Origin of the sequence: Sphingomonas sp. 1F27F7B, from assembly GCF_005503355.1 — a bacterium.
GTDB lineage: Bacteria > Pseudomonadota > Alphaproteobacteria > Sphingomonadales > Sphingomonadaceae > Sphingomonas.
The window spans coordinates 289,862-304,535 of the sequence record NZ_SCMK01000003.1 but is presented as its reverse complement, the minus strand read 5'-3'; the positions used below and the strand labels follow the sequence as shown (position 1 = coordinate 304,535).

Sequence of the window (14,674 nt, the reverse complement as noted above, 5' to 3'; positions counted from 1 at the left end):
GCCGGCCAACGTGCCTGGGGGCATGCCCCCAGGCACGTTGCCATCCCATCAACCAACCATCATGAAGGAGCCGGACTCTACCTCTGAGTGGTAACAATCAGGGGCGCACGTCACCGATCGTGAGCACCCGCATTTCGCGGGTCTACTCCGTGGCTGCGGATTTGAAGGTGCGCTCGTCGGGCTCGATTTGCCCCGCGCGTAGCTTGCCGCGCAGATCGAGATACCACTCCTCAGCTACCTGCTTCGCTTGGTCGAGCCGCTCCTCATTCGTCGTGCTGCGGAACCGTTTGCCGCCCACGCGCGCGGCGCATTGCCAGTGGCGGCCTTCGCCCCGTTTGTAGACCTGCAAGCGTCCGTCGAACATTTCATGGCTAGCCATGAGGGGCTCCCTTGAGTATGTGGCCGGGCCTTATATTGCGACGGGCGCATCTGTGCCCAAGATGTGTCCGGGGTAGTGGGAGGCGAGGCTGGTCAGAACTCATTGATAACATATAGTTTTTTGTGACATTTGTCACTTATATGTTGGATTTAGGTTCTGGTATCGAAAGGTGTGGGGGGTTCGAGTCCCTTCGCCCGCACCAGCATCGCCGCTCGTTTGCCCGCGTCACCGGACGCCTGCCAATTCCTTTTCTTGAAGTTTGGAAGCCTGAGAAAAATGCAGACTGTCGAGACGTTGAACGAGGGCCTGAAGCGCGCCTACACGCTCAAGATCACTGCCAAGGACATCGACAAGAAGGTCGATGCCGAGGTCAAGCGGGTCGCCCCGCAGGTCCGCATGCCGGGCTTCCGCCCGGGCAAGGTGCCGACCAACCTGATCCGCAAGATGCACGGCGAGGCGATCGCGCAGGACGCGCTCAACACCTCGATCCAGGAAGGTGTGCAGAAGCTGATCGCCGACCACAAGCTGCGCCCGGCCGTGTCGCCGTCGGTCAGCCTGGAAGGCGAATATGCGCCCGGCGGCGATGCCGAGATCAAGGTCGAGCTCGAAGTGCTCCCGGACGTTCCGACTCCGTCGATCGACAGCCTGAAGCTCGAGCGCCTGACCGTTCCGGTCAGCGACGATGAAGTGAACGCCCAGCTCAAGCAGCTGGCCGGCCAGCAAAAGGCCTGGACCGATGCGCCGGCCAAGCACAAGGCGGCCGAAGGCGACCAGGTGACCATGGACTTCGCGGGCACCGTCGACGGCGTCGCATTCGATGGCGGCACCGGCACCGACATGTCGGTCGAGATCGGCACCGGCCGCCTGATTCCGGGTTTCGAGGACCAGCTCGTCGGCGTGAAGACCGGCGACGAGAAGACGATCGACGTGTCCTTTCCTGCCGATTATGGCGTGCCTGACCTGGCCGGCAAGCCCGCCCAGTTCGCGCTCAAGATCACCGCGGTGAAAACCGCCGGCGAGACCGAGATCAACGACGATTTCGCCAAGACGCTGGGCCTGCAGGGCCTTGAGCAGCTCACTGGCTTGCTCAAGGGCCAGCTCGAGCAGCAGCTGAACGGCCTGACCCGCACCTATATGAAGCGCAAGCTGCTCGATCAGCTGGCCGCGGGCCATGACTTCGAGGTTCCGCCCTCGATGGTCGATGCCGAGTTCGAGCAGATCTGGCACCAGCTCCAGCACGAGGCCGAGCATGAGGCCGACCCCGAGGCGGCCAAGGCCGAGCTCGAGGCCGAGCGCGCCGACTATGTGAAGATCGCCGAGCGCCGCGTGCGTCTGGGCCTGCTCCTCTCCGAGATCGGCACCGCCAACGGCGTCGAGGTCAGCGCGAACGAGATGAACCAGCTCATCGCCCAGGCCGCGGCGCAATATTCGCCGAACGACCGCGAGCGCTTCTACCAATATGTCCGCAACGAGCCGATGGCCGCCGCCCAGCTGCGCGCGCCGCTGTTCGAGGACAAGGTGGTCGACTTCCTGTTCGACAAGGCCGAGATTTCGGATCGCGAAGTGACCCGCGAGGAGCTGGAAGCCGCGATTGAGAGCGATGACGGTTTCGACACCGGCACGCACACGCACGATCACGACAACCACAAGCCGCGCAAGTCGAAGAAGGCCGATGCGGGCGAGGGCGAGGCCAAGGCCGAGAAGAAGCCCGCCGCCAAGGCGAAGAAGGCGGACGCCGAGCCGGTGGAAGCCGAGGCCGAGGCCGCCAAGAAGCCGGCCGCCAAAAAGGCTCCGGCCAAGAAGGCGGAGGGCGACGAGGCCGAAGCCAAGCCCGCCAAAAAGGCGCCCGCGAAGAAGAAGGCCGACTGAGGCTTTCTCCTTCGGGACAGGTTCAGGCCCTCGCTCCTTGTGGAGCGGGGGCCTTTGCTTTGTCAGCTGAAGATGTCGGTGAGTGCCGGGCCACGCTGCGCGGCCTGGGCGCGGGCGATCCCCCACAGCATCGGGATGACGGCGGAGGCGAGGGCGATGCCCGTCACCGACTGGATCCAGATGATCGTCATCAGCTCGAACGGGCCTGCGAACACGCCCAGGATGATCAAGTCGAAGAAGCTGAAGAGCCACAGGCCCCACCAGATCGCGACGAGCGGCGGCGTCTCGCCCAGATCCGCCTTGCCGTGGCTGGCGTTCCATAATTCGCGCATGCCGTGATAGGGTATCACCAGATTGGCCAACGGCACGAGGAACCACCAGATCCGGACGGCGGGGGTGAAGGCCAGTGAAACGTACCCGAGCGCGACCAGATTTTTGCCCGCGCGGAATATCCACCAGGCGAAGACGCACATCGTGAGGAGTGTCCAGATCAGCATGTCCATCTTGACCTCGACGGAGGCCAGCTCGGCAAGGGCGTGCAGTTCATAGAGGTCGGGCCACAGGTGATAGGCGATCAGCAGCATTGGGTTGGTGGCGGCATCGATCATCACCATCGCGATGGTTGCCAATGTCAGTGGCCAGAGCCCGCGCGTTTTCATTCTCGCTCTCCCGCCGGGGGGCATGCTGGGGGCACCAATCCCCGCCAAGTGAAATTGATATCGAACCGTAACCGTTTCGGCCCTATGGCTGGCGCATGACCATGCCCAAAGTCGCCGTAATCCTGCCCTGCTACAATGAAGAAGCCGCGATTGCGCAGACGATCGAGGGGTTCCGCAAGGTGCTGCCGGACGCGACGATCTACGTCTATGACAATAACAGCCGCGACCGGACGATCGAAGTCGCCCGCGCGGCCGGGGCGGTGGTCCGTAGCGAGCGGATGCAGGGCAAGGGCAATGTCGTCCGCCGGATGTTCGCCGATGTCGAGGCCGATATCTATGTGATGGCGGACGGCGACGCGACCTATGACCCGGCCGCGGCCCCTGCCATGGTGGCACGGGTGGCGGAGGAGGGGCTCGACATGATCGTCGGCACCCGGGTTCACGAGGCGGCCGAGGCGTATCGGCGCGGGCATGTGCTCGGCAACCGGATGATGACCGGCATCCTCGCCAAGCTGTTCGGCCGCAGCTTCACCGATATCTTCTCGGGCTACCGCGTCTTCTCGCGCCGCTTCGTGAAGAGCTTCCCGGTGCTTTCCGCCGGCTTCGAGATCGAGACCGAGATCAGCGTGCATGCGCTGGAACTGAAGATGCCTGTCGGCGAGGTAGAGACGCGCTATTTCGCCCGGCCCGAGGGATCGGAGTCCAAGCTCAGCACCTATCGCGACGGCTGGCGTATCCTGAAGACGATCGCCGTGCTCTACCGAATCGAGCGGCCGATGCTGTTCTTCGGCTGGATCGCCACTGTCTTCGCCGCGCTGGCGGTGGGGCTCAGCATCCCGCTTGCCGTCACCTGGTTCGAGACCGGGCTCGTGCCGCGTTTCCCCACGGCGATCCTGGCGACGGGATTGATGATCCTTTCGTTCCTCAACCTGTTCACCGGGCTGATCCTCGACACGGTGGTGCGCGGGCGGCGCGAGGTGCGGCGGCTGGCCTATCTTGCCCAGCCCGGTCCGCTCAAATAATCCATTCCCGATACGAGGACTGACTGGAATCGACGAGCGGTGCTTCGTCGGCGCTGTTCTCGCGTGCCGTTCTTCTCGCCTATGACCTGGTTGAGAGTTGAGCAGGGGAATGGCGATCTGGTTTCGGAAGGGGGCAGTCGGAATTAGCAGGTTTTTGCGATATTCATTTGAATATGACTTCGAAATATCACCTGATGAAGCGAAAATGAAACAGACATTACTATAGTGATACTGTCATTGTAACAATAATGCCAACAACAATGCGTAGGGGCGCCGGGATCAGGAATGAGCCTGAGGTTCGGGGGTTACCCATATGCAGAATGTTGCCCGTTTCCGTCTGTCGCTGCTCGCGGGCGCGACCTTGTTCGCGTTGTCCGCGGTGCCCGCGCTGGCGCAGGACCAGACGGCGGCGACCACCGCTGCACAGGCCGACACCAATGACCAGAGCGGTCTGGGCGAGATCATCGTCACCGCGCAGCGCCGCGAGACCAACCTGCAGCAGACGCCGATCTCGATTTCGGTGCTGAATTCCGAGGCGCTGCAGGATCGCCACGTCCAGAGCCTGTTCAACCTCGCCGACGGCACGGTGCCGTCGCTGCGCGTCGCCACGTTCGAAGCGCGCCAGTCGGCGCTGACCATCGGCATTCGCGGCATCGTTCCCTATGACCAGAACCAGACGGCTCGCGACGGCGGCGTCAGCGTCTATATCGACGGCGTCGCGCTGGGTAAGACCCAGGGCCTCAACGCCGCGCTGTTCGACATCGAGCGCATCGAAGTGCTGAAGGGCCCGCAGGGCACGCTGTTCGGCCGCAACACCGAAGGCGGCGCGCTCTCGATGGTCACCAAGGCGCCCACCGGCGAGTTCGGCGCGCGGATGACCGCCGGCGTCGGCAATTATGGCAGCCGCAACGCGGACATCCATCTCGACCTGCCGGCCTTCGCCAACATCGCGCTGAAGTTCGATGGCGTGTACCAGCACCAGGATCCGACCGTGAAGGATCCGCTCGCGGGCTCGACCGGCTGGAACTATTATGATCGCAAGGGCGGCCGCGTCGCCGCGCGCTGGACGCCGTTCGACGGCCTGACCGCAGACTTCTCGTATGACTATGGGAAGGACGAGAATACCCCGCAGTTCAGCCAGCTGATCAACTACAACCCGAACAACTACACCGTCGGCACCTACACGCCGGCCGGTGGCACGGTCGGCACGACCCTGTACCTGCCGGGCACCGCCACGGCTTGCGGCGGGAACATCACCGTGGCCCAGGCCGCTGCCGGCCGGCTGCCCTGCGTCGCGCCGCGTGCCCCGCTCGTCGGTGTCCACCCCGATCGCCAGTCGGTGGCCGATGTCGGCGTGCCGCAGCAGCCGAGCGTCGACATCACGCACGGCTTCGCTTCGAACCTGAAGTACAAGGTCGCCCCCGGCCTGGAACTGCGCTCGATCACCGCGTGGCGCGGCGTCAGCACCGACCAGTGGGACAATTCGGGCGGTCCGGAGCGCAGCACCTATGCGCCGAACACCAACTTCAGCCGTTACAGCCTGTCGTTCCTGAAGCAGCACCAGTTCAGCCAGGAATTCCAGGCGGTCGGCAGCTTCGACCAGTTCGATTTCGTCGTCGGTGCCTATTACTTCACCGAGCACGCGACCGAATATGCGGCGACTCCGCTCAGCAACCTGTGGAATGCGGACGGCACGGCCTATACCATCCGCAGCCCGATCGTCACCGGCACCGTCACCAGCGCGAATTCGGGCTACCAGCCCTATGCCGCCTCGTGCGCGAACACGCTGGGGACGACCGTTCCGCAGTTCGCGAACAGCTGCCAGTTCATCACCCGCGCCAGTGAGGCCTGGGATCACAACTATTCGGCGTTCGGCAACCTGACCTTCTCGCCGGAAGGCACCGGGCTGCACTTCACCGCCGGCGGTCGCTTCACCAAGGACAAGCGGCATGGCCAGCTGTACGTGGTGAACAACCGCTCGGATCTGGCCGGTGCCGCCGGCGTCACTGCGCCGTTCACTTTCGAGAACAGCATCAGCCGCTTCGATCCGATGCTCAACATCGCATTCGATGCGACCCCGGACATGCACTTCTACGCGAAATACTCCACCGGCTTCCGCGCCGGCGGCGCCAATGACCGCTCGCAGAGCTTCAACGCGTTCGGTCCGGAATCGGTGAAGTCGTACGAGATCGGCGCGAAGATGGACTTCTTCGACCATCACGCCCGCCTGAACCTGGCCGGCTACATCATGGACCGCAGCAACACGCAGTTCGACTTCGACCTGTACGACACTTCGGCCACCAGCCCGACCAACGGCAGCCATATCGAGCAGACCCAGAATGCCGGCAAGACCAAGATCCGCGGCATCGAAGCCGATCTGACGGTGAAGCCGACGGCCGGGCTCACGCTGTCGGCTTCCTATGCCTATACCTATTGGAAGGCCCCCTCGGCGGTGAACCCGATCACCGGCGGCCTGCCGCAGCAGCTCTATATCGTCTACACGCCGAAGAACGCGGCGTCGGGCGCGATCGACTATGTACTGCCGGTCAACATCGCGGGCGGCGCCAATGTGCGCCTGCACCTCGACGGCAACTATGCGAGCAGCCAGTACAGCTTCCAGCTCGAGTCGACCAAGACCGACCCGAGCTTCGTGATGAACGGCCGCATCGCGCTCGCGGACATCAGGATGAACGACAGCGCGCAGGTGACTCTGTCACTGTGGGCCCGCAACCTGCTCGACAACACCTATATCTATCGCCGGTCGAACGCGAACTCGTCGCCGGTGTACAATTACGGTGCGAACGGCGCGCTGGTGTCGACCAACTATGGCGGCATCCTGGGCGACTATGCCAATTTCAATCCGCCGCGCACTTTCGGCGCGGAAGCCAGCGTCAAGTTCTGATCCCCGGTCCCCGGCCTACGGGCCGGGGAGCGGATCGCGGGAACGACGGCCTGGGCGGCTATCGCCCGGGCCGTTCTTCATTCGGCGAGAGGCAGGCGGATGCGGGCGATCAGGCCGGGCCGGTTGTCCGCCAGCTCGAGCGCGCCGCGATGAAGCGCGGCGATCGCCTGCACCAGCGGCAGGCCGAGCCCGTGGCCGGGGCGGTTCCGGCTATGCTCGAGCCTGCCGAAGCGGCGGAGAGCCAGCGCGTGCTCGGCCGGGGCGATGCCGGGGCCGTCATCGGCGACGGTGAGGACGGCGGCATCGGCCTCCCGCGTCACCGACACCGCGAGGATCGAGCCCGGCGGGGTGTGGTTGACCGCGTTTTCGACCAGGTTGACGACAAGCTGGGTGAGCAGCCGCTCGTCCCCGTCGATTGGTGCGGGAGCCCAGGGGCCGAGGCGCAGCGTCTGCCCCTTCTCGTCGGCCAGCACTTCGATCGCCTCCGCGGCGCCGGCGGCGATCTCCGTCAGGTCGAGCCGGCGGAACATCGCCCGGCGATCGCCGCCCTCGACTTCGGTGATGCGCAGGATCGCGGCGAACATCGCCAATATCTCCTCGCTCTGCGCCATTGCTTCCTCGATCCGGGGGCGGAGCGCATCGGCGCCGGGCTCGGCGGAAAGTCGCGCAAGCTGGCCGTGGAGCCGGGCGAGCGGCGTGCGCAGATCGTGCGCGACGTCGTTGGAGATCTGGGAGAGGCTGGTCATCAATGCCTCGATCCGGTCGAGCATGTGATTGAAGGCCTCGGCCTGCCGGCCGAAGGCGGAGCCCGCCCGTTCGATGGGCACGCGGGCGCGCAGGTCGCCGTCGACGATCGCTTCCGCCGCGCCGCGTACCGCTTCGATGTTGCGCCGGATGGCGAGGCTGAGCACCAGCGTACCCAGCACCACGAGCAGCAGGATCGTGCCGAAGCCCAGCGAGAGGATCAGCATGCGATGCGAATCGTGATTGTCGATCGGCTCGCTCTCCGCTGCCAGCACCAGCGTCAGGCCGCCGGGCAATTCGTGCATCAGCGCCCGCCCGCGGGTGAGCCCGTGGATTCCGGCGCTTCGGTCGATCGTCGAAGGGCCGGGCGGAAAGCCGTGCGCGGGCGCGATGTTGCCGGCCAGGCGCCTGCCTCTCGCATCGCTCAGGAGGAAGCCGATATCGCCGCTGTCGCGCCGCCGCGTTTCCAGGGCGATCCGATGCATGAGCAGCGGCTGGTCCGGATCGTCGGCGAGCAGCTCGGCGGCTTGTCCCGTCAGTCGTTTGTCGACCTGCCGGTCGATCGCGCCGACGAGTGCCAGATAGACTGCCAGGCAGGTCAGCACCGTCGCGAGCGCGATGGCGGCGATGAAGGCGAACCCGATCGCGCGGAGCGAGCGTGGCGGCGCCACGGCTCAGGCGCGGAACATGTAGCCGACGCCGCGCACGGTCACGATCGGATCGGGCAGGCCCGGCAGCTCGAGCCGCTGGCGCAGGCGCCGGATATAGGCATCGACGATGTTGGTGGTGGGGACGAAATCATAGCCCCAGACCCGTTCGAGCAGCAGTGGGCGCGTGAGCACCGTGCCGGCCTCGCGGACGAGCTCGGCGAGAAGCTTGATCTCGGTCTTGTGCAGCTCGACCGGCTTGCCCGCACGCGTGACCCGGTGTCGTGCGACGCTCACCGTGACGTCGCCCGCCGTTATCGTCGCGCTGTCGGCGCCGCTGGCCTGGCGGCGGCGGAGCAGGGCGCGGATGCGGGCATGGAGCTCGTCGGTCTCGAACGGCTTCACGACATAGTCGTCGGCGCCCGCCTCGAGCCCCTCGACGCGCTCGGGAAGGCGGCCCAGCGCCGTCAGCAGGATCACCGGCGTCATGACTTCCTGTTCGCGCAGCCAGCGCAGCACATCGACGCCGTCGATGAAGGGGAGCATCCGGTCGAGGATCACGATGTCGAACGGATCGCCGCCGACTGCCGCGATCGCCGCGCGCCCATCGGCAACGGATTGCACGGAATAGCCACGTGCGTTCAGCTGGTCCGTCAGCAGGCGGCGCAGCGGCTCGTCATCCTCGACCAGGAGGACGCGTATGGGATCGTCGGGCATCGATTGGCTGGCCAAGGTTCGCATCCAGGCAGGGTTCGTGCCCCTGTACGGGGAAGGGGGACAAAGGTCGATCCGAAAGCTTCGGGCGGAAAGCGTTCAGCGGCGGCTTTCCACCAGGCCCAGCGCGATCAGGCTGTGCGCGGCGGCGAGGATCGCCTCCGCATTGCCGCGCGGCTGCCAGTCGAGCAGCTTGCGGGCCTTGACGTTGCTGGCATTGGCGCGGATGCCCAGCCGCGGCGCCGCTTCGCGCGCCATCGGGTTGAACAGGGCGAGGATCCGCACCAGCCAGCTCGGGATGCGGCGGCGGGTGATGTTGCCGGCCGCATCGCCCAGATCCGCGCGCAGGATGTCCGCCATTTCGGGAATCGAAACCGCCTTGCCCGCAACGGCCAGGAAGCGCTCTCCCGCCGCGCTGGCATGCGTCATGGCTTCGATCTGCAAGCCGGCCACGTCGCGCACGTCGACGACGCCGAACCACAGGTCGGGCAGGCCGGGCATCCTGCCCTCGAGCATCGACTTCACCAGCCAGATCGAAGTGGAGAGGTCGTCGTTGAGCGCCGGGCCGAAGATTCCGACGGGATTGACCACCGCCAGTTCGAGCCCGTTGCCCTCGGCCGCGATGAAGTCCCAGGCCGCGCGCTCGGCGAGCGTCTTGGATTCCATATAGGGCTGGACGGCCGGGCCGTTCACGTCGGTCCAGTCGGCTTCGGTATAGTCGCTGTGCCGCTGGCCATGGCCATAGCCGATCGCGGCGAAGCTGGAGGTGACCACCACGCGCTTCACGCCCGCATCGCGCGCCGCCCGCAGCACCCGGAGCGTGCCGTCCACCGCCGGGCGGATCAGTTCCTGCTCGTCGGCGGGCTGGCTCTGCGGGAAGGGGGAGGCGACGTGCTGCACATAGTCGCAGCCGGCCACGGCTTCCGCCCAGCCTTCGTCCTTCTCGAGGTCGGCGGCGAAGAAGGTCAGGCGGCGCGTATCGGCCCCTGCCTTTTCGAGCGTCGCGCGGACCTGCGGCTCGCGGGCGAGGTTGCGGACGGTGGTGCGGACATCATGCCCCGCCGCCAGCAGCTGGAGGATAACATGGCTGCCCACGAAGCCGGAGCCGCCGGTGACCAGGACGGTATGCGTCGTCATGCTGCCATCATGGGGCGGCGCGGTTGCGGCTTCAAGGCAGGGATTGCGAGGGGAGGGCGGCGCTCGTTCCGGCGGCCTTGGGCGGGTTTTCCGCCTGCTCGGCCGCCCGGGGCGCCTCGTCTCGGAAGCGCCTGGCGCGACTAACCATAACCAAGGCTTGAACTCCGCTCGCCAAGCGCCGATGTTGGGCCGGGCAAACAGACATAACGAGATTTTCACGCATGCATCCGCTTTCCGGTCAGATGACCATTGACCCCGTTACCGGCGGTCTCGTTCCCATCGTCATCGAGCAGTCGAGCCGCGGCGAGCGCAGCTTCGACATCTATTCGCGCCTGCTGCGCGAGCGAATCGTCTTCGTGACCGGCCCGGTCGAGGACCATATGGCCTCGCTCATCACCGCCCAGCTGCTCTTCCTCGAATCGGAGAATCCGAAGAAGGACATCTGGATGTACATCAACTCGCCGGGCGGGGTGGTGACGGCCGGCATGGCGATCCACGACACCATGCAGTATATCCGTCCGCGCGTCGGCACGGTCTGCATCGGCCAGGCTGCCTCGATGGGCTCGTTCCTGCTCGCTTCGGGCGAGCCGGGCCTGCGCGTGGCGCTCACCAATGCCCGGATCATGATCCACCAGCCTTCGGGCGGCGCCCAGGGCATGGCCTCGGACATCGAGATCCAGGCCAAGGAAATCCTGCGCATCCGCGCCCGGATGAACGACCTCTATGTGAAGTATACCGGCCAGTCGCTCGAGAAGATCGAGCGTGCGATGGACCGCGATACCTTCCTCGAGGCGAACGAGGCCAAGGAATTCGGCCTGGTGGACGAAGTGTACGAGAAGCGGCCGGTGCCGACCGAGGGCGACGCCGCGGCCGCCTGATCGTCAGGAGCTGTTTAAGGAGTCTGGTGTAAAAGCCAGATTCCGGTTTGCCGGAATATCGCCCGCGTGTAGGATGGCGGGTGGCGTAACGTGCGCGCGGCGCACCAAGGATGGAAGTGAATGACGAAGCTCAGCGGCGGTGACTCGAAGAGCACGCTCTATTGTTCGTTCTGCGGCAAGTCGCAGCACGAAGTGCGCAAGCTCATCGCGGGCCCGACCGTGTTCATCTGCGACGAGTGCGTGGAGCTCTGCAACGACATCATCCGCGAAGAGACCAAATCCGCGCTGGTCAGCAAGAAGGACGGCGGGGTTCCGACGCCGCAGGAGATCTGCGACGTCCTCGACGATTATGTGATCGGCCAGAAGCGCGCCAAGCGCGTCCTCTCGGTAGCGGTGCACAACCACTATAAGCGCCTCAACCACGGCGCGAAGGGTGCGGACGTCGAGCTGAGCAAGTCGAACATCCTGCTCGTCGGCCCCACCGGCTGCGGCAAGACGCTGCTGGCGCAGACGCTGGCGCGCATCCTCGATGTGCCGTTCACCATGGCGGACGCCACCACGCTCACCGAAGCCGGCTATGTCGGCGAGGATGTGGAGAACATCATCCTCAAGCTGCTCCAGGCCTCCGACTACAATGTCGAGCGGGCGCAGCGCGGCATCGTCTATATCGACGAGATCGACAAGATCAGCCGCAAGGCCGAGAACCCGTCGATCACCCGCGATGTCTCGGGCGAAGGCGTGCAGCAGGCGCTGCTCAAGCTGATGGAAGGCACCACGGCTTCGGTCCCGCCGCAGGGCGGCCGCAAGCACCCGCAGCAGGAATTCCTGCAGGTGGACACGACCAACATCCTGTTCATCTGCGGCGGCGCCTTTTCGGGCCTCGAAAAGATCATCGGTGACCGTCTGCAGGGCAAGTCGATCGGCTTCGGCGCGCATGTCGCGGCACCGGACGAGCGTCGCACCGGCGAAATGCTGAAGCAGGTCGAGCCGGAGGATCTGCTCAAGTTCGGCCTGATCCCCGAGTTCGTCGGCCGCCTGCCGGTGATCGCGACGCTCGAGGACCTCGATGTCGAGGCGCTGATCAAGATCCTGACCGAGCCGAAGAACGCGCTCGTGAAGCAATATCAGAAGCTGTTCGACATGGAGGGCGTGAAGCTCGGCTTCAACGATGACGCGCTGACTGCGGTGTCGAAGAAGGCGATCGAGCGCAAGACCGGCGCGCGCGGCCTTCGCTCGATCCTGGAAGGCATATTGCTCGACACGATGTTCGACCTGCCCTCGATGGACGGAGTCGACGAAGTCGTGGTCGACAAGGACGTGGTCGGCGGCACCAAGGAGCCGGTGCGCGTCTATGCCAAGAAGGAAAAGGCGGGCTGAGCCCCGGGCTTTGACCGGTAGTTTCTGGAAGGCCCTTCCCGGATGCGGGGAGGGCCTTCTGCTTTCCGCGAGCCTTGGCTTCCGCGCGCGGGCGGGGATCCGGAGTCGCAACGGGCATCGCGTCGTCGTCCTGGGCTCCCATCCGTGCGGGGATGACGGACAGGGAGCGATGCGGCAGACTGGCGCCGATGCGCCGGGGGGTGAACAGAACGGAGAAGCTCGCCGCCGCCCAGGCGCGCCGCCGCAATGTCCGTTTCCGCCATGCCTTCATCTGGCTGCTGATCGGGGCGGTGATCTATGCCGTGGCGCTGGCGATCGCGATCCTGCTCCATCCCGACCCCAAGGCCGTGCTGGCGCCGGTGATCGGCCCGAGCCTCTATCTCACGCCGCTGTTCGGCATGCCGTATCTCTTCGCCAGCGTCCGCCAGCGCGGCTGGGTGCGGCGCACGTTCTATTTTGGCGCGGTGCTGCCGTTCGCGCATGTCGTGGCCAATTATCTCGCCTGGCGGCACGCCTCGATCAGTTTCGCGCTGGAGCCCGATCCCCGAGCCTATGTCGAGGACCTCGGCACGGGCGCGGTAGGCGGGTTTGCGGGGGGCACGCTGGCGTTCGCGCTGCTGGTGGCGCTGCGCCTTGCGCCGCTCAACCCGGGCAGCCGGGCAGTCATCCTGCTAGGCATCGCCGCGCTCACCGCGCTCGGCGCGCTGGGAATGGCACAAGGGCTGCTGCTGACCGGCGCACATGGCTATCAGCTGAAATCGGCGGGTTTCGTCTTCTGGCTCGAATGCGTTCACTTGCCCTGGCAGGTCTGCCTCGCCTTCTTCCTCGCCTGGCTCATGCGGCTTGGGCGACGGCTCGCGGGCTGAGCCGCATCAGCCCCCAATATACCAGCAGCGCGATGGCGAGGCCGACGAACCAGGCCCAGGTGTAGATCGCCATCCATGCCGGCCCGGCGGCGAAGGCCCTGGGCGCGGCAGTGGCGAGGAAACCGGGCAGGTTGGGCAGCACGCCGGCGGCGAAGGCAATCAGCGCCGCCGGATTCCAGCCGCCGCGATAGCCATAGATGCCGTTCGCCCGGTAGAGATCCTCGACTTGCAGCCGGGTTCGCCGGATCAGCCAGTAATCGGCGATCAGGATGCCGGCGATCGGCCCGAGCAGCGCCGAATAGCCGGCCAGCCAGACGAAGATATAGCCGCCGGTCGACGCGAGCAGCTTCCACGGCATCATCAGGATCGCGATCGTGGCGGTGATCATGCCGCCGGTGCGGTAGCTGATCCGCGCCGGCCAGATCGACGAGAAGTCATAGGCCGAGGAGACGAGGTTCGCGGCGATGTTGCACGAGATCGTGTCGACGCTGATCACGATCAGCCCGAGCAGCACCAGCGGCCCCTCGAACCGGCCGGACAGCGCGACCGGATCCCAGATCGCCTCGCCATAGATCACCACCGTGGCGCTGGTGGTGATTACGCTGGCAAGCGCGATCAGCCCCATCATCGGCGGCAGGCCGAGCGACTGGCCGACCAGCTGGTCTCGCTGGGAGCGTGCGAAGCGGGTGAAGTCGGGAATGTTGAGCGCGAGCGTCGCCCAATAGCCGATCATCGCAGTCAGCGCGGGCCAGAACACCGCCCAGAATTGTCCTTCCTTCGCGCCGCCGGGCACGAAGGCGGAGGGCGCATGGAAAATGGGGCCGAGCCCGCCCGCCGCCTGTACCGCCCACCAGACCAGAGCGATGCAGACCAGGATCTTCATCGGCGCGGTCCAGGTTTCCAGCCGGCGGATGGTCAGCAGCCCCTTGCGCACGAAGAAGAGCTGGAGCGACCAGAAGAGCAGGAAGGCGATCAGTTGCCCGGCCCCGATGCCGAGCAGGGGAAGCGGCGTGCCGCGCAGATCGTCGCCGATCAGCACGCCGAGCAGCGTGAGCAGCGCTTCGCCGCCGATCCAGGTCTGGATGCCGTACCAGCCGCACGCCACCAGCGCCCGGGCCAGGGCGGGCAGCCGCGCGCCCGCGGTGCCGAACGAAGCGCGCACGAGCACTGCATAGGGAATGCCGTGCCGCGCGCCGGCATGGCCGATCAGCAGCATCGGCACGAGCACGATGACGTTGCCGAGCAGCACGGTAAGCGCGGCCTGGCCGGCGGACATACCCTGTTCGACCAGTCCGGCGGCGAGCATCCAGGCCGGCACCGCGACGATCATTCCGATCCACAGCGCGGCATAATGATACCAGGCCCAGCTGCGCTGCCCGGGCCCGGTCGGGGCAAGATCGGCATTCCAGAGCGTTTCGTCCGCCACGCTTCCCCCCAAGATGCCGGCACAACGGATTGGAATGTCGCGCGAAGCCGGCGG

12 protein-coding genes are annotated in these 14,674 nt (G+C 65.9%); 6 read left to right on the top strand and 6 right to left on the bottom strand.

The window, feature by feature from the left end; translation table 11 throughout:
* Positions 1 to 142 precede the first annotated feature (142 nt).
* Complete coding sequence (locus FFS08_RS04635; protein WP_137864318.1) at positions 143 to 379, bottom strand: hypothetical protein; 237 nt, start codon at positions 377 to 379, stop codon at positions 143 to 145.
* A 276-nt stretch (positions 380 to 655) separates the two neighbouring features.
* On the opposite strand from FFS08_RS04635, the gene tig reads away from it, so the two are divergent.
* Positions 656 to 2,248 carry a trigger factor gene (gene tig / locus FFS08_RS04630; protein ID WP_137864317.1) on the top strand — a complete coding sequence of 531 codons (1,593 nt, stop codon included), beginning with the start codon at positions 656 to 658 and terminating at the stop codon, positions 2,246 to 2,248.
* A 62-nt stretch (positions 2,249 to 2,310) separates the two neighbouring features.
* Here the strand turns inward: tig and FFS08_RS04625 are convergent, their stop codons facing one another.
* A complete protein-coding gene (locus tag FFS08_RS04625; RefSeq protein ID WP_171012468.1) occupies positions 2,311 to 2,907 on the bottom strand; it encodes a DUF4328 domain-containing protein in 597 nt (198 codons plus the stop codon).
* A 95-nt stretch (positions 2,908 to 3,002) separates the two neighbouring features.
* Between FFS08_RS04625 and FFS08_RS04620 the strand changes: the two genes are divergently transcribed.
* Both FFS08_RS04620 and FFS08_RS04615 read left to right on the top strand, forming a co-directional pair.
* Positions 3,003 to 3,929, top strand: coding sequence for a glycosyltransferase family 2 protein (locus tag FFS08_RS04620; protein WP_137864315.1), 927 nt, complete (start codon positions 3,003 to 3,005; stop codon positions 3,927 to 3,929).
* Positions 3,930 to 4,242: 313 nt separating this feature from the next.
* Positions 4,243 to 6,831: a TonB-dependent receptor gene (locus FFS08_RS04615; RefSeq protein ID WP_171012467.1), complete on the top strand. Its 2,589-nt coding sequence runs from the start codon at positions 4,243 to 4,245 to the stop codon at positions 6,829 to 6,831.
* Between the two features lie 77 nt (positions 6,832 to 6,908).
* Here the strand turns inward: FFS08_RS04615 and FFS08_RS04610 are convergent, their stop codons facing one another.
* From FFS08_RS04610 to FFS08_RS04600, 3 genes are all read right to left on the bottom strand, one after another.
* Positions 6,909 to 8,246: a sensor histidine kinase gene (locus FFS08_RS04610; protein WP_137864314.1), complete on the bottom strand. Its 1,338-nt coding sequence runs from the start codon at positions 8,244 to 8,246 to the stop codon at positions 6,909 to 6,911.
* A 3-nt stretch (positions 8,247 to 8,249) separates the two neighbouring features.
* The gene (locus FFS08_RS04605; RefSeq protein ID WP_331483886.1) at positions 8,250 to 8,954 is read right to left on the bottom strand and encodes a response regulator transcription factor; all 705 of its coding nucleotides are present in this window, start codon (positions 8,952 to 8,954) and stop codon (positions 8,250 to 8,252) included.
* 81 nt (positions 8,955 to 9,035) lie between these two features.
* Entirely contained in the window at positions 9,036 to 10,073 is a 1,038-nt protein-coding gene (locus FFS08_RS04600) for an SDR family oxidoreductase (RefSeq protein WP_137864313.1), read from the bottom strand.
* 221 nt (positions 10,074 to 10,294) lie between these two features.
* On the opposite strand from FFS08_RS04600, the gene clpP reads away from it, so the two are divergent.
* From clpP to FFS08_RS04585, 3 genes are all read left to right on the top strand, one after another.
* Positions 10,295 to 10,951, top strand: a complete 657-nt coding sequence (clpP, locus tag FFS08_RS04595; protein ID WP_171012466.1) for an ATP-dependent Clp endopeptidase proteolytic subunit ClpP — start codon at positions 10,295 to 10,297, stop codon at positions 10,949 to 10,951.
* A gap of 120 nt (positions 10,952 to 11,071) precedes the next feature.
* Positions 11,072 to 12,328, top strand: a complete 1,257-nt coding sequence (gene clpX / locus FFS08_RS04590; RefSeq protein ID WP_137864312.1) for an ATP-dependent Clp protease ATP-binding subunit ClpX — start codon at positions 11,072 to 11,074, stop codon at positions 12,326 to 12,328.
* 200 nt (positions 12,329 to 12,528) lie between these two features.
* A complete protein-coding gene (locus tag FFS08_RS04585; RefSeq protein WP_137864311.1) occupies positions 12,529 to 13,194 on the top strand; it encodes a hypothetical protein in 666 nt (221 codons plus the stop codon).
* Here FFS08_RS04585 and FFS08_RS04580 read toward each other — a convergent pair.
* A complete protein-coding gene (locus FFS08_RS04580; RefSeq protein WP_249341241.1) occupies positions 13,163 to 14,620 on the bottom strand; it encodes an NCS1 family nucleobase:cation symporter-1 in 1,458 nt (485 codons plus the stop codon). The genes FFS08_RS04585 and FFS08_RS04580 overlap by 32 nt on opposite strands.
* Between the last annotated feature and the right edge of the window lie 54 nt (positions 14,621 to 14,674).